This is a genomic window from Streptomyces sp. BA2, assembly GCF_009769735.1.
Taxonomy (GTDB): domain Bacteria; phylum Actinomycetota; class Actinomycetes; order Streptomycetales; family Streptomycetaceae; genus Streptomyces.
Genome location: NZ_WSRO01000002.1, coordinates 8546524 through 8566374 on the forward strand (window position 1 = coordinate 8546524; position 19851 = coordinate 8566374).

The following is a 19851-nucleotide window of genomic DNA, read 5'->3' on the forward strand; positions in this document are numbered from 1 at the left end:
GAGCCGGAAATTCCTGCGCGACGAAGACTGGGTACGGTGTACGCTTTTCCTTCCGCCCGGTTCAGGCCAAGGAGCATCAGTGACGGTCATCCCCGCCGACAGCCACCACGTGATTCAGGTGCGAGGCGCCCGCGAGAACAACTTGCGGGACGTTTCGCTCGACATCCCCAAGCGGCGCCTCACCGTCTTCACCGGAGTCTCGGGCTCCGGAAAGTCCTCGCTCGTCTTCGGCACCATCGCCGCCGAGTCGCAGCGCCTGATCAACGAGACCTACACCGCGTTCGTCCAGTCGTTCATGCCGAGCCTGGGCCGGCCCGACGTGGACAGCCTGCGCAATCTCAGCGCGGCGATCGTCGTCGACCAGGAGCGGATGGGCGCCAACTCGCGTTCCACGGTGGGCACGGCCACTGACGCGTACACCATGCTCAGGATCATTTTCAGCCGCCTCGGCGTCCCGCACATCGGCACATCGGGCGCCTTCAGCTTCAACCTGCCCGAAGGCATGTGTCCCGAGTGCGAGGGCACCGGCGAGGCCTCCACCGTCGACGTGGACCAGCTCGTGGACCGCGAGCTCTCGCTGAACGAGGGCGCGATCACCGTCCCGTACTACGCGGTGGACTCCTGGAGCTGGCAGATCATGGTCAACTCCGGTTTCTACGACCCCGACAAGAAGCTCAGGGACTTCACCGAGCAGGAGTGGGCCGACCTCCTGCACAAGGCCCCGGTCAAGGTGAAGGTCGGCTCGAACGGCTTCACGTACGAAGGCCTGGTGGCCAAGATGCAGCGGACGTGGCTCGCCAAGGACCGCGATTCCCTCCAGTCCCACATCAAGGCCTTCGTGGACCGGGCCGTGGTGTTCGCCCGCTGCCCGCTCTGCGACGGCACGCGTCTCGCCGCGGACGCGCTGTCGTCGAGGATCGACGGCCTGAACATCGCCGACTGCTCGTCGATGCAGATCAGCGATCTGGCCGCGTTCGTACGCGGCCTCGACGACCCCGCGGTCGCGCCGCTGATCACGAGCCTGCGCGAGCTGCTCGAATCGCTGGTCGAGATCGGGCTCGGCTATCTGAGCCTGGACCGCACATCGGGCTCGCTCTCCGGCGGCGAGGCCCAGCGCGTGAAGATGGTCCGCCACCTCGGCTCCAGCATCACCGACGTGACGTACGTCTTCGACGAGCCGACCATCGGCCTGCACCCGCACGACATCCGGCGCATGAACGACCTCCTGATCCGGCTGCGCGACAAGGGCAACACCGTGCTCGTGGTGGAGCACAAGCCCGAGGTGATCGCGATCGCCGACCACGTGGTGGACCTCGGACCCGGGGCCGGTTCGGCGGGCGGCGAGATCTGCTTCACCGGCGACGTGGCCGGACTCCGCGCCTCCGGCACGCTGACCGGGCGGCACCTGGAGCACCGCGCTCAGCTGCGCGAGCAGGTGCGGGTGCCCAAGGGGCAGCTGTCCATCAAGGGCGCCGATCTGCACAACCTCAAGGACGTCGAGGTCGACATCCCGCTCGGCGTGCTCGCCGTGGTCACCGGAGTCGCAGGCTCCGGCAAGAGCTCGCTGATCCACGGCTATCTCTCCGGGCGGGAGGGCGTGGTGGTGGCCGACCAGTCGCCGATACGCGGCTCGCGGCGCTCGAACCCGGCGACCTACACCGGACTGCTCGGCCCGATCCGCACCGCGTTCGCCAAGGCCAACGGCGTCAAGGCGGCACTGTTCAGCGCGAACTCGGAGGGTGCCTGCCCGAAGTGCAACGGCATCGGGCTCATCTACACCGACCTGGCGATGATGGCCGGGGTCGCGTCCGTCTGCGAGAAGTGCGAGGGGGAGCGGTTCACGGCCGAGGTCCTCACCTACCGGCTGCGCGGCAAGAACATCAGCGAGGTCCTCGGCATGTCCATCGCCGAGGCGCACGACTTCTTCCCCTCGGGCCAGGCGCACACCATCCTCGGCCGCCTCAGCGATGTCGGGCTCGGCTATCTGCGGCTCGGCCAGCCGCTCAACACCCTCTCCGGCGGCGAGCGCCAGCGCCTCAAGCTCGCCATCCACATGGCCGAGAAGTCATCGACGTACGTCCTGGACGAGCCGACGACCGGACTGCACCTGGCCGACGTGGACAAGCTGCTCGCGCTGCTCGACCGGCTCGTCGACGACGGCAACTCCGTGGTCGTCATCGAGCACCACCAGGCGGTGATGGCGCACGCGGACTGGATCATCGACCTCGGCCCCGGCGGTGGCCACGACGGTGGTCAAGTGGTGTTCACCGGCACGCCCGCGGACCTGGTGGCCGAGGGTGACACCGTGACGGCGCGGCATCTGCGGGAGTACGTCGCGGGCTGAGGCCAGGTCGGCGGCACAAGCCGATCGTGCTCGGGCCCGGTGTCCGCGTAGGGTGCGTGAATGAGCATGCTGGATGACGCCCGCGCGGGCATGAACCCTGAGATCCGGCCGCAGGACGACCTGTTCGGCCACGTCAACGGTCACTGGCTGGAGGACGAGCCGATCCCCGAGGATCGCTCAAGCTGGGGCCCCTTTGTGCAGTTGGTCGACACGGCCGAGGAACAAGTGCAGGTGATCATCCAGGACCTCGCGTCGGCCGCCTCGGCCGGCGCCGTCCCGGATGACGCGCGCAAGATCGCCACGCTGTACGCCTCCTTCATGGACGAGGAGGCGATCGCCGCCCGCGGGCTCGCTCCGGCGCAGCCCCTGATCGACGAGGTCGCGGGGTTGCGGGACACCCGGGAGCTCGCGGCGTTCCTCGGCCGCTTCGAGCGGACCGGCGGCTCCGGTCTCTTCGGTTCCTACATCGACTCGGACGACCGCGACTCCGACCGCTACCTCTTCAACATCCTCCAGGGCGGGCTCGGCCTGCCCGACGAGTCGTACTACCGCGAAGAGAAGTTCGCCGAGATCCGCGAGAAGTACGTCGCCCACCTCACCGAGCTGCTCACGCTCGGGCAGCACGCCTCGCCCGCCGAGGCCGCGCAGGCGGTCCTCGCCCTGGAGACCCGTCTCGCCGCAGGACACTGGGAGCGGGCCGAGACGCGTGACGTACAGAAGACCTACAACCTCACCACCCTGGACGAACTGACCGCCCTGGCACCGGAGTTCGACTGGCGCGGCTACGCCGAGGGGCTCGGCGGCTCGGAGGCCACCATCGCCGAGACGTGCGTCCGCCAGCCGTCCTACCTCAGCCACCTGTCCGCGGTCCTCGCCGAGGTGCCGATCGAGCAGTGGCGGGACTGGACGCTGGTCCGCGTCCTTCGCTCCTGCGCGCCGTACCTCACGGACGCGTTCGTCCGGAACAACTTCGAGTTCTACGGCCGCACCCTCAACGGCACCCCGGAGCTGCGCGCCCGGTGGAAGCGGGCGGTCGCCTTCGTCGAGGGCTCCATCGGTGAGGCCGTCGGCAAGGAGTACGTGGCGCGGCACTTCCCGCCGAGCTCCAAGGCGATGATGGACGACCTCGTCGCCAACCTCCTGGAGGCCTACCGCCAGTCGATCGCCCGTCTTGACTGGATGACGGACGAGACGAAGGAGCGCGCCTACGAGAAGCTCGCCACGTTCCGCCCCAAGATCGGCTACCCCGACACCTTCCGGGACTACTCGGCCCTGGAGGTCTCCAGCGACGACCTGCTCGGCAACGCGCACGCGGCGGCCGCCTTCGAGTCCGACCGGCAGCTCGCCAAGATCGGCGCCCCGGTCGACCGCGACGAGTGGTTCATGCTGCCGCAGACGGTCAACGCGTACTACAACCCGGGCACCAACGAGATCTGCTTCCCGGCGGGCATCCTGCAGAAGCCGTTCTTCTCTCCCGACGCCGACCCCGCCGAGAACTACGGCGGCATCGGCTCGGTCATCGGCCACGAGATCGGCCACGGCTTCGACGACCAGGGCGCGCAGTACGACGGCGCGGGCAACCTCAACGACTGGTGGACGGCGGCCGACAAGACCGCGTTCGAGGCGAAGTCGAAGGCGCTGGTCAAGCAGTACGACGCGTTCTCGCCCCGGAACCTCCCCGGCGAGTTCGTCAACGGCTCGCTGACGGTGGGCGAGAACATCGGCGACCTGGGCGGCCTGACCATCGGGCACACGGCGTACAAGATCGCGCTCAATGGCGACCCCGTGCCCACGAGCGACGGCATGACCGGCTCGCAGCGGCTGTTCATGAACTGGGCCTACTGCTGGCGCACCAAGCGCCGCAAGGAGCAGGAGCAGCAGTACCTCACCATCGACCCGCACTCGCCGCCGGAGTTCCGGGCCAACATCGTCCGTAACCTCGACGAGTTCCACGAGGCGTTCGGGACGGCGGACGGTGACGGCCTCTGGCTGGACCAGGCGGAGCGCGTCAGGATCTGGTGAACTCCCGGTGGCCGCGGCGCTGTTGCCGCGGCCACCGCCCCCACGTCGATCGTGGATCCTGACAGAAGCATTGACGTGCCCTTGCCACACTCCTAGTTTTTGGTCGGTTACCCGAACTGCGTCCGAGATTTCGAACGAACCGATCAGGGATGAGGCACCCATGGCCCCCGCCCCCACGCCCGCCAGACGAGCAGTCCTCCGTGCCGCGGTTCTCGCGGCGGCGATACCGGTGATCCCGTCGCTCGCCGCAAGCAGGGCGGGCGCGGCTCCGCGATCCGTGGTTCCTGCGAGTGCGCGGCCGTTCGCGCTCAAGGACGTGGCCCTGGGCAAGGGACTCTTCGCCGCCAAGCGCGCCCTGATGCTCGACCACGGCCGGGGCTACGACGTGGACCGGCTCCTTCAGGTGTTCCGCGCCAACGCGGGGCTCTCCACGCGCGGCGCGGTGGCCCCCGGCGGCTGGGAAGGGCTCGACGGCGAGGCGAACGGGAATCTCCGCGGCCACTACACCGGCCACTTCCTCACCATGCTGTCCCAGGCCTACGGCAGTACGGGCGAGAAGGCGTACGCCGACAGGATCCGCTCGATGATCGGGGCGCTGACGGAGGTCCGGGAAGCGCTCCGCCACGACCCGAACGTCCTCAGCGTCTCCGGCAGGTTCGGCACGGCGGCGGAGAACGTCCGCGGTTCCCACCAGTACGTCGATCTCCCGTCCGGAGTCCTCGGCGACGCCACGGACCTGACCCTCTCGGCCTGGGTGAAGCCCGCCCACGACGCCGACTGGACCCGGATCCTCGACTGCGGCCACGACACGAGCCGATACCTCTACCTGGCCGCCCGCAACGCGGACGGAGTCCCGCGCTTCGCGCTCACCTCCGACGGGCCGGGCGGCGAGCAGGGCATCAACGGCACCGAGCCGCTGGCCCTGAACGAGTGGAACCACGTGGCGGTGACGATCGCGGGCTCCACCGGCACGCTCTACGTCAACGGCACCGCGGTCGCCGCGAACACCGCGATGACCCTCGATCCCGCCGCACTCGGCCCCCTGAAGAACAACTGGCTCGGCCGCTCCAACTTCGCGGCCGACCCCGTCTTCGCCGGCGCGTTCGACGAGGTCAACGTCTGGTCGCGGGCGCTGACCGCCGGTGAGATCGCCGGACTGCAGGACGAGCCCGCCGCCGACTCACCCGCTGGAGCGGGGGACTTGGCGTCGTACGCCTTCGACGAGACAAGCGGCGCCTCCTTCGCCGACCGGTCCGGCCGCGGCCGGCACGCCACCCTGCGCCGCACCTGGGGCGGGCCGAGCCACCCCGGGTTCCTCGCGGCCTACCCGGAGACGCAGTTCATCACCCTGGAGTCGATGACCCGAGGCGACTACACCGTGGTGTGGGCGCCCTACTACACCGCGCACAAGATCCTGCGCGGTGTCCTCGACGCCTATCTCCACACGGACGACAGCCGGGCGTTCGACCTCGCCTCGGGCATGTGCGACTGGATGTACGCCCGCCTGTCCGCACTGCCGCGTACCACCCTGCAGCGCATGTGGGGCATCTTCTCCAGCGGAGAGTTCGGCGGCATCGTCGAGGCCATCTGCGACCTGTACGCCATCACCGGCAAGGCCGAACACCTGGCCCTGGCCCGCCTCTTCGACCTCGACAAGCTCATCGACGCGTGCGCCGCGGGCGACGACACCCTCGACGGGCTCCACGCCAACCAGCACATCCCCATCTTCACGGGACTGCTCCGGCTGTACGACGAGACGGGCTCACGGCGCTACCTCACCGCAGCGAAGAACTTCTGGGGCATGGTCGTGCCGACCCGCATGTACGGCATCGGCGGCACCAGTACCGGCGAGTTCTGGAAGGCGCCCGGTGTCATCGCCGGAACGCTCGGCGACACCACCGCCGAGACCTGCTGCGCGTACAACCTGCTCAAGCTGAGCCGGTCGCTGTTCCTCCACGAGCAGGACCCCGCGTACATGGACTACTACGAACGGGCCCTGTACAACCAGGTCCTCGGTTCGAAGCAGGACAAGGCCGACGCGGAGAAGCCGCTCGTCACCTACTTCATCGGCCTGACGCCCGGCCATGTGCGCGACTACACGCCCAAGGCGGGCACGACCTGCTGCGAGGGCACGGGCATGGAGAGCGCCACCAAATACCAGGACTCCGTCTACTTCCGGAAGGCCGACGACTCCGCCCTGTACGTGAACCTCTACAGTCCCTCCACTCTGACCTGGAAGGACAAGGGCGTCACGGTCACACAGACCACCGACTACCCGAGGGAACAGGGCACCACGCTCACCGTCCGGGGCTCCACCGCCGCCTTCGACCTGCGGCTGCGCGTGCCCGCCTGGGCGGGGAGCGGGTTCGCCGTGACCGTCAACGGCAGGAAGGCGAAGGGCGATCCGGTTCCGGGGGCCTACTTCTCCGTGTCGCGGACTTGGCGTGACGGGGACACCGTCCGGGTCTCGATCCCCTTCCGGCTGCGGGTGGAGAAGACCCTCGACAAGCCGGACGTCCAGGCCCTGTTCTACGGACCGGTCCATCTCGTGGCCCGCGGCAGTGCGAAGACCTACCTCCGCTTCGCCCTCCACCGCAACACCGCACTCTCCGGCGACCTGCTGCCCACCCTCACGCCGGTCGACGGTGAACCGCTGCACTACACGCTCGACGGCGTCCGCCTCGCACCCTTCCACGAAGGCACTCAGGACCCGACCCACGCCTATTTCCAGCGGGTCGAACCCAAGATGGTCTTCGGCACGACCGACTCGGGCGTCGCCAACCCGGCACGGCCCGACGGCACGACGCTCCTTGACGAGATCTGGTCGGCCGCCCCCTTCAGGAACAAGACCGCGCTCGTCAATCACGTCCGGACCGTCGTGGACATTTGGGTCGGGGGAGGACGCCTGAGCGCGGCGGACGGCAAGAAGGTGGTGAGTACGGCGAAGAGCGCGACGTACGTGCCGTAGGCGAGGGCGGCGAGCCGGCTCGACCCGGGGGAGCGGAACAGAAGGCGTGGTCCGGCGGTTGACCCTGACGGAGACCGACGGCGAGGTGCGTACGGCGATGTGAGCCCGGCCATGATCCACGGGCATTGCGCACGGCTACGACCTCACGTAACGTCCGAGCAGGTTACGAGTGCCAGCGTCAAACCCTGGGTGGAGGTGACGGACGTGCCACAGGTGCCGCCCGTGCCCGCCCCGCGCGTCCTCGTGATCGCCCCGAGCCGCCAGGTGCATCTGTACTCCCGGCCGCACATCGACCTGCAGCGCGTCGCCGGCGCCCTCTGTCGTTCCTGACCCGTCACCCCGCCGCCGCACCCTCGAAGCCGAGGGGCCGGTGTTCTCGTACGGTCGAATCAGGAAGGCACTCCTTTCGTGTCGTCATCACCTTCACCTTCATCCGCCCTGCCCTCTTCCGATCCCACTGCTCCTTCCGCGGCGCTGCACCTCGCCGTCGCGCTCGACGGCGCGGGCTGGCACCCGGCCGCTTGGCGCGAACCCGCCGCCCGCCCACGGGAGTTGTTCACCGCCAGGTACTGGGCCGATCTGGTCACCGAGGCCGAGCGCGGCCTGCTCGACTTCGTGACGATCGAGGACGCGCTCGGCCTCCAGTCCTCGCACTTCACCGAACCCGACGAACGCACCGATCAGCTCCGCGGACGGCTCGACGCCGTCCTCATCGCCGCCCGCGTGGCCCCGCTGACCAGCCACATCGGTCTTGTGCCGACGGTGGTGGCCACCCACACGGAGCCCTTCCACATCTCCAAGGCGATCGCCACGCTCGACTACGTGAGCACGGGCCGCGCGGGCCTGCGCGTACAGGTGTCGGCACGCCGGAACGAGGCCGCGCACTTCGGACGCCGTACCTTCCCCGCCTTCCGTTTCGAGGACCTCGAAAGCCCGGCCGTACGGGAGTTGGCCGCCGATCTCTTCGACGAGGCGGCCGACTACGTCGAAGTGGTGCGCCGGCTCTGGGACAGCTGGGACGACGACGCGGAGATCCGGGACGTCGCCACCGGCCGTTTCATCGACCGCGACAAGCTGCACTACATCGACTTCGAGGGCAAGTACTTCAGCGTCAAGGGCCCCTCGATCACGCCCCGCCCGCCACAGGGGCAGCCCGTCGTCAGCGCGCTCGCCCACGAGACCTCCACCGGCGCGCCGTTCCGGCTCATCGGCCGCTCCGCCGACATCGGATACGTCACCCCGCGCGACGCCCGGCACGCACGCGCCGTCGTCACGGCGGTCCGCGCCGAACAGGACGCGGCCGGACGGGCCGACGAACCCCTGCACCTCTTCGGTGACCTGGTGGTGTTCCTCGACGACGACCCGGCCGCCGCCAGGGCCCGCCGCGAGCGTCTGGACGCCCTCGCCGGCCACCCGTACACCAGTGACGCGCGGGTGTTCACGGGCACGCCCGCCCAACTGGCAGACCTGCTACAGGAGTTGCGGCAGGCCGGACTCACCGGGTTCCGGCTGCGCCCCGCCGTCATCGGCCACGACCTCCCAGCGATCACCCGGGGCCTGGTGCCCGAGCTCCAGCGGCGCGGCGCCTTCCGGCACGCGTACGAAGCCGACACCCTGCGCGGCCTCCTCGGCCTCGCCCGCCCGGCCGGCCGCTACGCCGCCACCGCCACCGCCTGAGCAGGAAGGGACCCGTCATGAGCAAGTCACCGGACAAGCCGCTCAAGCAGATCCACCTCGCGGCGCACTTCCCCGGCGTCAACAACACCACCGTATGGAGCGACCCGGAGGCCGGAAGCCACATCGAGTTCAGCTCCTTCGCGCACTTCGCGCGGACCGCCGAGCGCGCCAAGTTCGACTTCCTGTTCCTCGCCGAAGGGCTGCGCCTGCGTGAACAGGGCGGCAAAATCTACGACTTGGACGTCGTCGGGAGGCCCGACACCTTCGCCGTCCTCACCGCACTCGCCGCCGTCACCGAACACCTCGGCCTGACCGGCACCATCAACTCCACCTTCAACGAGCCCTACGAGGTGGCCCGCCAGTTCGCCAGCCTCGACCACCTCTCGGGCGGACGCGCCGCCTGGAACGTCGTGACCTCCTGGGACTCCTTCACCGGCGAGAACTTCCGCCGCGGCGGATTCCTGCCGCAGGAGGAGCGCTACTCCAGGGCGAAGGAATTCCTCAGCACGGCGGGCGAGCTGTTCGACTCCTGGCGCGGGGACGAGATCGTCGCCGACCAGGAGACCGGCACCTTCCTGCGCGACGCCCGGGCGGGTTCCTTCGTCCACCAGGGCCAACACTTCGACATTCAGGGGCAGTTCAACGTCCCCCGCAGTCCTCAGGGGCGGCCGGTCATCTTCCAGGCCGGTGATTCGGACGAGGGGCGTGAGTTCGCTGCCGCCGGTGCGGACGCGATCTTCAGCCGGTACAGCACCCTCGACGAAGGCCAGGCGTTCTACACGGACGTCAAGGGCCGCCTGGCCCGCCACGGCCGCACCCACGACCAGCTCCTCATCCTGCCCGCCGCGACCTTCGTCATCGCGGACACGGACGCCGAGGCGGAGGAACTCTCCCGCGAGGTGCGGCGCAAGCAGGTCAGCGGCGCCACCGCGATCAAGCACCTGGAGTTCGTCTGGAACCGCGACCTCTCCGCGTACGACCCGGAAGGCCCGCTGCCCGACATCGACCCGGACGTCGGCGAGCACACCATCGCCCGCGGCCGGGCCCAGGTGCGGATGTACCGCGACCCGCTGGCCACCGCCCGGGAGTGGCGCGAGCTGGCTGCCGCGAACAAGTGGTCCATCCGCGACCTCGTCATCGAGACCGGCAACCGCCAGTCCTTCGTCGGCTCCCCGGCCACCGTCGCCGAGACGATCAACACTTTCGTCCAGGCCGACGCCTCCGACGGCTTCATCCTCGTCCCGCACATCACCCCCGGCGGCCTCGACGCCTTCGCCGACACCGTGGTCCCGCTGCTCCAGGAGCGCGGCGTCTTCCGTACGGAGTACGAGGGCACCACCCTGCGCGACCACCTGGGCCTGGCCCATCCCGACGCGGGCGTCCGCACGTCCGAGCCCGAGCCCGAGTCCGTGCCCGCGTCGGCCGGCCACTGAGGAGGACCACACACATGTCAGCCATTCCTCTCGGCGTCCTCGACCTGGTCCCGGTCTCCTCCGGCTCCACCGCGGCCGAGGCGCTGCACAACTCCATCGACCTGGCCCGGCGGACCGAGCAACTCGGTTACGCCCGCTACTGGTTCGCCGAACACCACCTCAACCCGGGCGTGGCAGGCACATCACCCGCGGTCGTCCTCGCCCTGACCGCCGCCGCGACCTCCACGATCCGGCTCGGGGCGGGCGCCGTACAGCTCGGTCACCGCACCGCGCTCTCCACGGTCGAGGAGTTCGGCCTGATCGACGCGCTGCATCCAGGGCGCCTCGACCTGGGGCTCGGCCGCTCCGGCGGCAAGCCGCCCGCAACGCCTGCCGCTCCGCTGCCGACCGCGACCCCCGTCGTCGACGGACGCGCCCCCAACGGGCTGCGGATTCCGGCGCGGTTCTCCTACGAGCACCTGCTCGGCTCGCCCCGCGTCGCCCTCCAGCGCAAGCTGCTCCAGCAGCCGCGCGCCCAGGCGCAGGACTACGGCGAGCAGGTCGACGACATCCTCGCGCTGCTCGCGGGGACGTACCGGTCCGAAGACGGCATCGAAGCGCATGTCGTGCCCGGCGAGGGCGCCGACATCCAGGTGTGGATCCTGGGCAGCAGCGGTGGGCAGAGCGCGGACGTCGCGGGCCGCAACGGACTGCCGTTCGCGGCGAATTACCACGTCAGTCCGGGCACGGTGCTGGAAGCCGCTGAGGGCTACCGCGCCGCGTTCAAGCCCTCCGACGTACTCGACAAGCCCTATGTCAGCGTCTCCGCCGACGTCGTCGTCGCCGAGGACGACGAGACCGCCCGTGAACTCGCCGCGGGCTACGCCCCCTGGGTCCGCAGCATCCGCACGGCCGAGGGCGCCATCCAGTACCCCACACCGGCGCAGGCGCGCAGGCACGTCTGGACCGAAGCGGACCGGGCCCTGGTCGAGGACCGCACCGAAACCCAGTTCACCGGCTCCCCGGGACGCGTCGCCGACCTCCTGGAACAGCTCCAGGAAGCCACCGGCGCCGACGAGTTGCTCATCACCACCATCACCCACGGCCACGCCGACCGGGTGCGCTCCTACGAACTGCTCGCCGAGGAGTGGCGGCGCAGGTGACCCGGCAGTCCGCCGGGCGCCTTCGCACCCGGCGGACGGCTACCCGCCCCGGCCCCCGAGCACGATCGTGCGGGCGATGTCCAGCGTGAGGCGCTGCCACGGGTCCTGCGGATCGCGCGAGGTGATGTCCCGGACGCGGCGCAGGCGGTAGCGCACGGACTGCGGGTGGAGGTGGAGCTCGCGGGCCGCGGCGTTGGCCGAGCCGGTGTCGATGTACGCGGTGAGGGCTTCCAGGAGGTGGCGTCGGGCGCCCTCGACCAGCGGGCCGAGGACGATGCGGCCGATCTGGTCGGGGCTCACCACGGGGTGGCCCGCGAGCAGCGCCAGGACGTGCGCGTCGGCGTCGGTGAGAGCCCGGTCGGTGTGGTGGGCGTGCGGGGGAGCGGTGTCCAGGGCGCCCGCCGCCAGCCGGTGGGCGACCGCGACGCGGTCAAGGCTCTCGCCCGAGATCACGCAGCCGCGCCAGGCGTGCCGGCGCAGGACCTCCGGCACGGCGTCGGCGGAGGCGGCGGGCAGGAGCAGGACGGCGCGCGAACCGTGTGTGGTCGCCAGTGACGTTCCGCGCGCCCCGCCGCCACCGAGGGCCGCAAGCAGGGCGGTCGATGCCATGAGGGAGATGTCGGACGAACCGCGGTCCAGGACTCCGGCGTCCGCCGGTTCCGCCACCAACAGGCAGTAACGCTCAGGGAGTTGAACGCCCAGGCGGGACGCCCTCGCACCGAGCGCGCCCAACGACGCGTGCCGCCCCGCGATCAGGTCGTCGAGCAGCAGCTGGAGCGACCTGTCGCGGTCACCGGTGAGGCGCTCACTGGTGGCCGCGTACGCCGTCGTCATCTCCTCGGAGATGGTGTCCATGGCGGTCAGCAGCAGCTGTGCGAGGGCGAAGGCGTCCCGCGCGGACAGCTGAGGGGCGCGGGCGGCGACCTCGTCGGCGAGCACGGCGGCCGCGACCCGGTAGGCGCGCAGCACGGCCTGCAAGGGGCGGCCGTCCGCCGCCCGCGCCGCCGCGATCCCCCGGAAGCGCCGCAGATCTCCGTCGCTGATCGCGCTGTCCGTGACCCAGCGGTCCAGGAGGCGGTCCGTCGCCCACGCCGCGATGGCCCGCACCTCGGGGAACCTGCTGCCGTCGAGCGCCGTGTACGCCGGAACCTGTTCGTGCACCGCTTCGACGACCGCCTCGACGAGGCGGGAGTCGGCCAGGAGTTCCTGCCGGACGCGTTCCCGCTTGTTTGTCACAGGGTGATAGTCCCATCAGAAAAAGGTGCGTACGGCCATGGACGGGGCTTGTCACTGTGGCAAGGATCGTCGGGTAGACAGTGCTGTTTCACGCAGCCGCACGCAGCCTCACGCAGTCACGGCCACCGGACGGGACCCACCACATGACGACGACGCCGAACTGGGCGGACTTCCAGTACGAGATCTATCTCAACGGCATGACTGGCGCCGTACCCCGCCTGCCCACCGACCTGACCCGCCTGGAGGCGCTGACCGAACAGCGCCTGGGCCCTGGACCGGTCGGCTATGTCTCCGGGAGCGCGGGCAACGGCAGTACCGCCCGCGCCAACCGCGAGGCACTCGAACGGCGCCGGATCGTGCCGCGCATGCTGCGCGACGTACACGAACGCGACCTGTCCGTGGAGGTGCTCGGACACCGGCTGCCCGCGCCGCTCGCCCTCGCGCCCGTCGGCGTCCTGTCGATCATGCACCCGGAGGGCGAGTCCGCCGCGGCCCGCGCCGCCGCTGCTCGCGGCGTCCCGTACATCCTGTCCTCGGCCTCCAGCACGCCCATGGAGCAGGTCGCCAAGGAGATGGGGGACGCGCAGCGGTGGTTCCAGCTGTACTGGGCCAAGGACCGCGACGTCACCAAGAGCTTCCTGGACCGCGCCAAGGCCTCGGGTTTCACGGCCCTTGTCGTCACGCTCGACACCCCGCTCCTCGCCTGGCGCCCGCGCGACCTCGACCAGGCGTATCTGCCCTTCCTGCACGGCGTGGGCACCGCCAACTACTTCAGCGACCCGGCGTTCCGGGCAGGCCTCGCCAAGCCGGTGCACGAGGACCCGAACGCGGCCGTGATGCACTTCGTCGGCATGTTCGCCGATCCCGCGAAGACCTGGCCGGACCTGGAGTTCCTGCGTGAGAACTGGGACGGCCCGATCGTGCTCAAGGGCATCCTGCACCCGGACGACGCGCGCCGCGCCGCCGACGTCGGCATGGACGGGGTGGTGGTCTCCAACCACGGCGGCCGCCAGGTGGCGGGCTCCGTCGCGGCGGCCGACGCGCTGCCCCGCGTCGTGGAGGCGGTCGGCGACCGGCTCTCCGTCCTGTTCGACAGCGGCATCCGCACCGGTGACGACATCTTCAAGGCGCTCGCCCTCGGCGCCGAGGCCGTCCTCGTGGGGCGGCCGTACGCCTATGGGCTCGGCCTCGACGGGCAGGCGGGCGTCGATCACGTGATCCGCTGTCTGCTCGCCGAACTCGACCTCACCCTGGCCCTGTCCGGGCATGCCGGACCCGCCACCCTCACCCCCGACGACCTGATCGAGGAGACCGCATGACCGCCGTGAAGAACGTCCTCGCCATCGTCTCGCCCCACGTGGGCGGCCGAGCGGCGGGAGGCGCCCTAGCCGGGCTGCTGCCCGCTTCGGCGCATGTCACCGTCGTCGAGTCGGCCGACGAGGACCCCGCGGCCCTGCGCGAGGCACACGTCGTCATCACGGGCCTCGCCCCGGTCACCGCCGAACACATCGCGGCGGCCCCGGACCTGGAGGTCGTCCAGTGCGCGAGCCACGGCTTCGACTACGTCGACGTGGACGCCGCCCGCGCACGCTCCGTAACCGTCTGCTCGATCGGGTCCAGCGGCGCCGAGAAGCAGAACGTCGCCGAGCAGACCTTCGCCCTCATGCTCGCCCTCGCCAAGCAGCTGATCCCGGCGCACACCGCTCTCACCGAAGCCGACTGGGCGCTGCCCCGCCTCCAGCAGTCCATCACGGAGCTCTCGGGCAAGACCCTCGGCATCGTGGGGCTCGGCCACATCGGCGAGGAAGTCGCCCGCCGCGCGGTCGTGTTCGACATGAGCATCGTCTATGCCGGTCCGAGCGCCCTCAGCGCGGAGGCGGAGGCCCGCATCGGCGGCGCGCGCCACGTAGAACTCGACGAGCTTCTCCGTACGTCGGACTACGTCAGCCTGCACGCCCCGCTCACCGAGCGGACGCGCCATCTCCTGGACGCCGAGCGCCTCGCCCTCCTGAAGCCGACGGCCTTCGTCATCAACACGGCGCGGGGCGCGCTCATCGACCAGGACGCCCTCGCCGACGCTCTCACGGCGGGCAAGCTGGCCGGGGCGGGCATCGACGTCTTCGACCCCGAACCGCCCACCGCCGCCCTGCGGTTGCTGAAGGCGCCGAACGTGGTGCTGTCCCCGCACGTCGCGGGTGTCACCCGCGAGACGCTCGTCCGTATCGGCCTCGCCGCGATCCAGAACGTGGTCGGACACCTGGAGGGCAAGCCGCTGGGGGACGTGGTCTCCTGACGGCTGGTCAGTTGCCGGTGGTGGCAGTGCCCCGGAGGCCGCCACCACCGGCGACCGTGATCTACCAGATCGCTCCGACCCACTCGGGGTGGTCGATGAACGGGTTGCGGTTGTGCTGGAACTGGTCGTAGATGGCCTGGTTGCGGTTCTTCTCGAACATGTCCGGCGGGTCCTCGTCGCTCCACTGCTTCAGCACGGAGAGGCGTCCGATGGCCGGTGCGCTGCCGTTGTCGACCTTGTCGTTGGGTTCGAGGTCGGCGAAGCCGTCCTCGCCGTCGTGGCGCACGGCCATGTAGAGGATCATGCGGGCCACGTCGCCCTTGACGGCGTCACGGGGCTCGAAGGAGTCGGAGTCGGTGAGGTTGCCCGGCGCCTCGCCGACCGCACTGCCGCCGTTGTCGAAGTCCTTGTTGCCGCGGGTGCTGTTGACCGAGACGTCCTCCGGGCGGAGGTGGTGGATGTCGGTTCCCGGGCCGGTCGCGGTGCCGAAGTCGCCGTGGGACTTGGCCCACACGTGCTCACGGTTCCACTGGTCGGGGTCGCCGCCGTTGCTGTCCTTGCTCTGTGAGCGGCCGGTGTAGAGCAGGATCACGTTGCCGCTGTCTGCCGGGTCCTCGTCGGTGACCTTCAGCGCGTCCCATACCTGGTCGTACGACAGCTTGGTCTGGTCGCTGATGATCGTGTGCAGGGCGCTCTTCAGCTCCGGACCGGTCTTGCCGAGCGCGTCCTTGTAGTACGTGTCGTCATAGGCGCCGGTGGCTGCCGCGGTCGGCGTGGGGGCCGTGGTCGCGGCGTCGGCGGCGGCCGGGACGGTGATCCCGACGAGGACCGCGGCGGCCGTCATGGCGAGCGGTTTCCAGCGACGTATGTGAGGGACGGGCATGTGGGGGTGTCCTCTCCCGGAGGCTCGCGCACCACGGACCCCTCAACTGAGCCTGTGGTCTACGCGAGTTGACAAGTGGGCCAACGGGAGAGTGGCACGGGTGGGCGCATCACTGTATGAACGTTGTGGGTCGAATCTGTGACGATGTCATGGACGCGACATGCTGGGTGTGCGGGGTGACCGGGCGCCCTACAGGGGGCGGACGGTGAGGATCTGCTGTGCGTGCCCGACGGGGCCGGAGACGTCGTGCAGGACGGTGCTTGTGATGCCCTGGCCGGTCGGTCCGAAGGTCACTGTGGTGTCGAGCCCGGTCCAGTCGCCTTCGGGTTGGCGGTGGAGGTGGACGGTGAGGTCGACGTTGGGGAACATCCAGGCCGTGGGTGGCTGGCGTACGGCGATGCCGTTGGCGGTGTCCACGAGTGCGATGTACGACGCGAGCGGGCTCGCGCTCTGCCCGGCGACGAGTTCGAGCGGGGTGGAGATCCACGCTGTCGTACGGCCCGGCTGCGGGGGCGTCAGGGGACGGACTTCCAGGGAGGCGATGTATCCGCCCGGCCACACGGAAGCCATGGGCCAGGGCGCGAGCGCCTCGGGAGGGGTGAGCTTCCCGGCGCCGCCGCCCGCGACGGCGCTGGTGTCACCGGAGGCGAGGAGCCAGGCACGGGCCCGCACCACCTGACGGCCGGCCATGAGCACGACGGCTTCGACCAGTTCGATGGTGCGGCCCGGCCGGAGGGTCTCCACCCGGATCTCGCACTCGTCGAGGGCGAGTCGTCCGAGGATGTCGAAGCTGATCCGGGACAGGAGCAGGCCGCTGTCCGGCCGGGCGGCCAGGTGCCGGTCGATGGCGTGCACGATGAGGCCGCCGAGCGGGCTGAAGTGCTGTTCGTCGGTGGACCAGGCCCCGCCCGCGTGGGGTGTGGGCTTGTAGCGGTGCTCGTCGATGGGCTCGTAGTAGCTGCCGGTGTTCAACGCTGCTTCCCTCTCGGCCTCGTGGACGCGGAAGAAGATCGTACTGGCCGCGAGAGGCGTGGGGCGGAGTGCTACTGAAGGCCGTTGAGGTAGTGCTCCCCGAGGTCGCGGAGGCGGTGCGCGGCGGAGCTGTGGGCCGTCAGGGCGCGGGCGTTGCGCCAGAACCTGTCGAGGCCGGAGTCGGCCGATGGGGAGGGCGCGTCGGCGGTGAGTTCGAGGACGCGGGTGGTGATGTGCAGGGCGGACCGGGTGGTGACCGCTTCGGCCGCGCCCACGAGGAACGCGATGTCGGCACGCTCGTCGGCGCCGAGCGCGGGCCCCGTCTCCAGGCCCCGGGCCAGTGCCTCCGTCGCGCGTTCCACCACGGCGGCGGCCGTGTGCGCGGCGGTCGCCAACTCTCCGTAGGCGAGCAGGAGATAGGGGTCCGTGGGAGGCGGCCCGCAGTCCCCTCCGGCGTCGAGAGCCGCCGCAAGGGCGGGGCGCGGCAGGGCGCGGCTGATGTCCCGGGCCTCGGCGAGGGCGCCCTCCGCATTGCCCAGGCCGACCTGGACGAGCAGAAGACGGCGGGTCAGCGGCGCGAGCGCGGTGAACGGTGAGATCTCGTGTTCGTCCACGGGGACCGTGCCGAGCACCTGGTGCGCGGCCACCGGTACGTCGTCGTAGCTGACCGCGCCCGCACCGTTCAGGCGCTGACCGAGCAGATCGTGCGCGGGTTCGGCACAGACGCCGGGGTGGGCCGGATCCACATGGACGACCACCCACTCGCCGCTGTCCGTGCGCCGCACGGTGTGGACGAGCCGGTCGGCGACGGCGACGCCCGCGGTGAGGGACCGCCTGCCGTGCAGGACGTACCCGTCGGCGGCCGGGGTGAGGGCGAGGTCGGTACCTGTCTGCGCGTCCGGCAGTTCGATGTCACCGCCCCAGAGCCACTGCTCGTGTACGGCGCGCAGTTCGAGCGCGGCGGCGTCCCCGGGCGCGGCGAAGAGGCGGGGGCTCCACGACAGGGCGTGGTGGTGCGCGAGGAGTTCGGCGATGGAGCTGTCCGCCGCCGCGATGTCCCTGACCGCCGTACACGCCGTGCGCCAGTCGCTGCCCCGGCCGTCAGCGCCGTCAGCGCCGTCAGGGCCGTCCTGGCCGGACGGCGTCAGGAGCGCGGGCAGCCCCGCCTCGCGCAGCCGCGAGACCTCGTCGACCGGAGGCTTGCCCGCCCGGTCGCGCAGGTCCGCGTCGACGGCGAGGTCGTCGGCGAGTTCCCGGACGACGCGCGGCGAGGCGGAGGGGGTCAGCGTTGTCACGGGACGCCTCACAGATTCCTAGTTTCCCTACCTGATTGATAGGAATAGTGGAGATGAACTCCCGTATCGACAAGGGGGTGTTCAAGGGGCGGACTGCCCCGTCTCGCACGGTGGTACCGAGAAGGCCGATCCGGCGGCGGCCCTCGCTGCCGAACGCCCGAAGGCACAGGGAAATTCGGTTACGGAACCACAGCCGTCGTGCCTAGCATCCGGCCATGCCAAGACCCTCCGGTTTCACCTATGAGCAGCGCCCCGACGCCAGTGTCGCGATCACCCACCACGGCCGCGCTGCCGGCACGCTGCGCGGCGCGCGCGCCGAGAAGTTCCTCGCCGAGGTCGAGTCGGGTGACGCCCAGTTGGTGATGGCGCGCTGGACAGGTGCGTACAAGCACGGCAACGAACGCACGGCACGCAACCATCCGCGCAACCGGCGCTAGGCGCCCGCGCGCCTAAGGGTTCGTCCAAGCCGCGGGATCCGCGGTGAGTGTCGTGACCGGGGTGGGCAGTTCGGCGCCCGCGACGTCGGCCAGGGTCACGCCCTCAAGGATCTGGCGGACGTTCGCCCGCAGTGCGATCCACAGCGGCAGCAGCGATTCCGCGGGCCCGCTGTAGGCCAGCTCCGGAGGGCGTACTCCGCGTACCGACACCAAGGGCCCCTCCACGACGCGGATGACGTCCGCGATGCTGATGTGGTCGGCGGGCCGGGCGAGGCGGTAGCCGCCGTTGCCGCCGCGCTGGCTGAGGACGAGACCGCCGCGCCGCATGTCGTTGAGGATGCCCTCGAGGAACTTGTGCGGGATCTCCTGGGCGTCCGCGATGGCCTCGGCCTTCAGCGGCCCGTCGTCCTGGCACGCGGCGAGTTGCAGCGCGGCACGTACCGCGTAGTCCGCCCTGGCTGAGATCCGCATGGCCCGCATTATGCTGCACCGCCCTGAACGGCACGTCCCTGACCCCGGTGTCCCCTTCGGCCACGATTCGGCACGCCTTCAATAAACCTGCACATCGAATGCGCAGCCCGGTCACGCCATTCGGCGAACACTCCACGCGAAGCCCTTGTGTATTGACCACAGAACTTTCGCTTTGATGCGAGAGTGTCCGCTTTGGTGGAGGGAGTCCTTCCGCTCGCGGTATTCCCGTCTGTGAAGCTTGTGAAGGAGCTGCTCCCACGCGGTGAACATGCCTGCACGCAGCGGTGATTCGATGCCGCAAGCGTCGCAGGGCATCGCCTCGTCGATTGGATGTACGACGTGCGAACGTGCTTTGATCCTGGCCACCGCGGAATTCGCACATCAGATTCCGCAGTGTTGGAAACACCTTTGCAACATTCATGAGAAGGGCAGCTCACACCATGAACTACACCCCCCAGGTCGAGACCCTCGAGATTTCCGACGCCGACCTCGACAACGTCTCGGGTGGCCTCTCCGCCAACGCCGTCGGCACCGTGACCGGCGTCGTCGACTCGATCGCCCCGGTCTCCTCCACCGTCGGCACCGCCGTGGGCGTCGTCGAGGGCACCACCGGCCTGAACACGGCCCCCATCGCCGGCCTGGCCACCAGCACGGTCGCCGGTCTCTGAGTCTCGAACT

At 70.2% G+C, this 19851-nt stretch carries 16 protein-coding genes; 11 read left to right on the top strand and 5 right to left on the bottom strand.

Features of this window, described 5'->3' with window-relative positions; translation table 11 throughout:
* Window positions 1-109 precede the first annotated feature (109 nt).
* The 7 genes from E5671_RS40955 to E5671_RS40980 all read left to right on the top strand — a co-directional run bounded on the left by E5671_RS40955 (window position 110) and on the right by E5671_RS40980 (window position 11586).
* The gene (locus E5671_RS40955; protein WP_443032812.1) at window positions 110-2344 is read left to right on the top strand and encodes an ATP-binding cassette domain-containing protein; all 2235 of its coding nucleotides are present in this window, start codon (window positions 110-112) and stop codon (window positions 2342-2344) included.
* 60 nt (window positions 2345-2404) lie between these two features.
* Window positions 2405-4366 (top strand): M13 family metallopeptidase, encoded by a 1962-nt coding sequence (locus tag E5671_RS40960; protein WP_160509279.1) that lies wholly within the window; start codon window positions 2405-2407, stop codon window positions 4364-4366.
* Between the two features lie 160 nt (window positions 4367-4526).
* Window positions 4527-7334 (top strand): beta-L-arabinofuranosidase domain-containing protein, encoded by a 2808-nt coding sequence (locus E5671_RS40965; RefSeq protein ID WP_160509280.1) that lies wholly within the window; start codon window positions 4527-4529, stop codon window positions 7332-7334.
* A 195-nt stretch (window positions 7335-7529) separates the two neighbouring features.
* On the top strand, window positions 7530-7664 hold the full coding sequence (locus tag E5671_RS47160; protein WP_272902847.1) for a putative leader peptide: 135 nt from the start codon (window positions 7530-7532) through the stop codon (window positions 7662-7664).
* A 78-nt stretch (window positions 7665-7742) separates the two neighbouring features.
* A complete protein-coding gene (locus tag E5671_RS40970) occupies window positions 7743-9011 on the top strand; it encodes an LLM class flavin-dependent oxidoreductase (RefSeq protein WP_160509281.1) in 1269 nt (422 codons plus the stop codon).
* Between the two features lie 17 nt (window positions 9012-9028).
* Complete coding sequence (locus E5671_RS40975; RefSeq protein ID WP_160509282.1) at window positions 9029-10444, top strand: NtaA/DmoA family FMN-dependent monooxygenase; 1416 nt, start codon at window positions 9029-9031, stop codon at window positions 10442-10444.
* A gap of 14 nt (window positions 10445-10458) precedes the next feature.
* On the top strand, window positions 10459-11586 hold the full coding sequence (locus tag E5671_RS40980; protein ID WP_160509283.1) for an LLM class flavin-dependent oxidoreductase: 1128 nt from the start codon (window positions 10459-10461) through the stop codon (window positions 11584-11586).
* Window positions 11587-11625: 39 nt separating this feature from the next.
* On the opposite strand, the gene E5671_RS47540 is transcribed toward E5671_RS40980, so the two are convergent.
* Window positions 11626-12822 (bottom strand): helix-turn-helix domain-containing protein, encoded by a 1197-nt coding sequence (locus E5671_RS47540; RefSeq protein WP_160509284.1) that lies wholly within the window; start codon window positions 12820-12822, stop codon window positions 11626-11628.
* A 143-nt stretch (window positions 12823-12965) separates the two neighbouring features.
* Between E5671_RS47540 and E5671_RS40990 the strand changes: the two genes are divergently transcribed.
* Window positions 12966-14141: a lactate 2-monooxygenase gene (locus tag E5671_RS40990; RefSeq protein WP_160509285.1), complete on the top strand. Its 1176-nt coding sequence runs from the start codon at window positions 12966-12968 to the stop codon at window positions 14139-14141.
* Complete coding sequence (locus tag E5671_RS40995) at window positions 14138-15115, top strand: 2-hydroxyacid dehydrogenase (protein ID WP_160509286.1); 978 nt, start codon at window positions 14138-14140, stop codon at window positions 15113-15115. Before E5671_RS40990 ends, E5671_RS40995 begins: the two co-directional genes overlap by 4 nt.
* Window positions 15116-15176: 61 nt before the next feature.
* Here the strand turns inward: E5671_RS40995 and E5671_RS41000 are convergent, their stop codons facing one another.
* The 3 genes from E5671_RS41000 to E5671_RS41010 all read right to left on the bottom strand — a co-directional run bounded on the left by E5671_RS41000 (window position 15177) and on the right by E5671_RS41010 (window position 18265).
* Window positions 15177-15998: an endonuclease I family protein gene (locus E5671_RS41000; RefSeq protein WP_160509287.1), complete on the bottom strand. Its 822-nt coding sequence runs from the start codon at window positions 15996-15998 to the stop codon at window positions 15177-15179.
* 189 nt (window positions 15999-16187) lie between these two features.
* A complete protein-coding gene (locus tag E5671_RS41005; RefSeq protein WP_160509288.1) occupies window positions 16188-16970 on the bottom strand; it encodes a thioesterase family protein in 783 nt (260 codons plus the stop codon).
* Between the two features lie 71 nt (window positions 16971-17041).
* Complete coding sequence (locus tag E5671_RS41010; protein WP_336605989.1) at window positions 17042-18265, bottom strand: acyl-CoA dehydrogenase; 1224 nt, start codon at window positions 18263-18265, stop codon at window positions 17042-17044.
* Between the two features lie 215 nt (window positions 18266-18480).
* Between E5671_RS41010 and E5671_RS41015 the strand changes: the two genes are divergently transcribed.
* The gene (locus E5671_RS41015) at window positions 18481-18702 is read left to right on the top strand and encodes a hypothetical protein (RefSeq protein ID WP_160509290.1); all 222 of its coding nucleotides are present in this window, start codon (window positions 18481-18483) and stop codon (window positions 18700-18702) included.
* 12 nt (window positions 18703-18714) lie between these two features.
* On the opposite strand, the gene E5671_RS41020 is transcribed toward E5671_RS41015, so the two are convergent.
* The gene (locus tag E5671_RS41020) at window positions 18715-19173 is read right to left on the bottom strand and encodes an RrF2 family transcriptional regulator (RefSeq protein WP_160509291.1); all 459 of its coding nucleotides are present in this window, start codon (window positions 19171-19173) and stop codon (window positions 18715-18717) included.
* 440 nt (window positions 19174-19613) lie between these two features.
* Here E5671_RS41020 and E5671_RS41025 point away from each other — a divergent pair, with 440 nt between their 5' ends.
* Window positions 19614-19841, top strand: a complete 228-nt coding sequence (locus tag E5671_RS41025; RefSeq protein ID WP_160509292.1) for a type A2 lantipeptide — start codon at window positions 19614-19616, stop codon at window positions 19839-19841.
* Window positions 19842-19851 lie beyond the last annotated feature (10 nt).

What these genes read in the sequence shown, in the direction of transcription:
- E5671_RS41000 (WP_160509287.1), bottom strand. Translation starts at nt 15,998, where the DNA reads ATGCCCGTCCCTCACATACGTCGCTGGAAACCGCTCGCCATGACGGCC.
- E5671_RS40990 (WP_160509285.1), top strand. Translation starts at nt 12,966, where the DNA reads ATGACGACGACGCCGAACTGGGCGGACTTCCAGTACGAGATCTATCTC.
- E5671_RS40965 (WP_160509280.1), top strand. Translation starts at nt 4,527, where the DNA reads ATGGCCCCCGCCCCCACGCCCGCCAGACGAGCAGTCCTCCGTGCCGCG.
- E5671_RS40975 (WP_160509282.1), top strand. Translation starts at nt 9,029, where the DNA reads ATGAGCAAGTCACCGGACAAGCCGCTCAAGCAGATCCACCTCGCGGCG.
- E5671_RS40995 (WP_160509286.1), top strand. Translation starts at nt 14,138, where the DNA reads ATGACCGCCGTGAAGAACGTCCTCGCCATCGTCTCGCCCCACGTGGGC.
- E5671_RS40980 (WP_160509283.1), top strand. Translation starts at nt 10,459, where the DNA reads ATGTCAGCCATTCCTCTCGGCGTCCTCGACCTGGTCCCGGTCTCCTCC.
- E5671_RS40960 (WP_160509279.1), top strand. Translation starts at nt 2,405, where the DNA reads ATGAGCATGCTGGATGACGCCCGCGCGGGCATGAACCCTGAGATCCGG.
- E5671_RS41025 (WP_160509292.1), top strand. Translation starts at nt 19,614, where the DNA reads ATGAACTACACCCCCCAGGTCGAGACCCTCGAGATTTCCGACGCCGAC.
- E5671_RS41015 (WP_160509290.1), top strand. Translation starts at nt 18,481, where the DNA reads ATGCCAAGACCCTCCGGTTTCACCTATGAGCAGCGCCCCGACGCCAGT.
- E5671_RS41020 (WP_160509291.1), bottom strand. Translation starts at nt 19,173, where the DNA reads ATGCGGATCTCAGCCAGGGCGGACTACGCGGTACGTGCCGCGCTGCAA.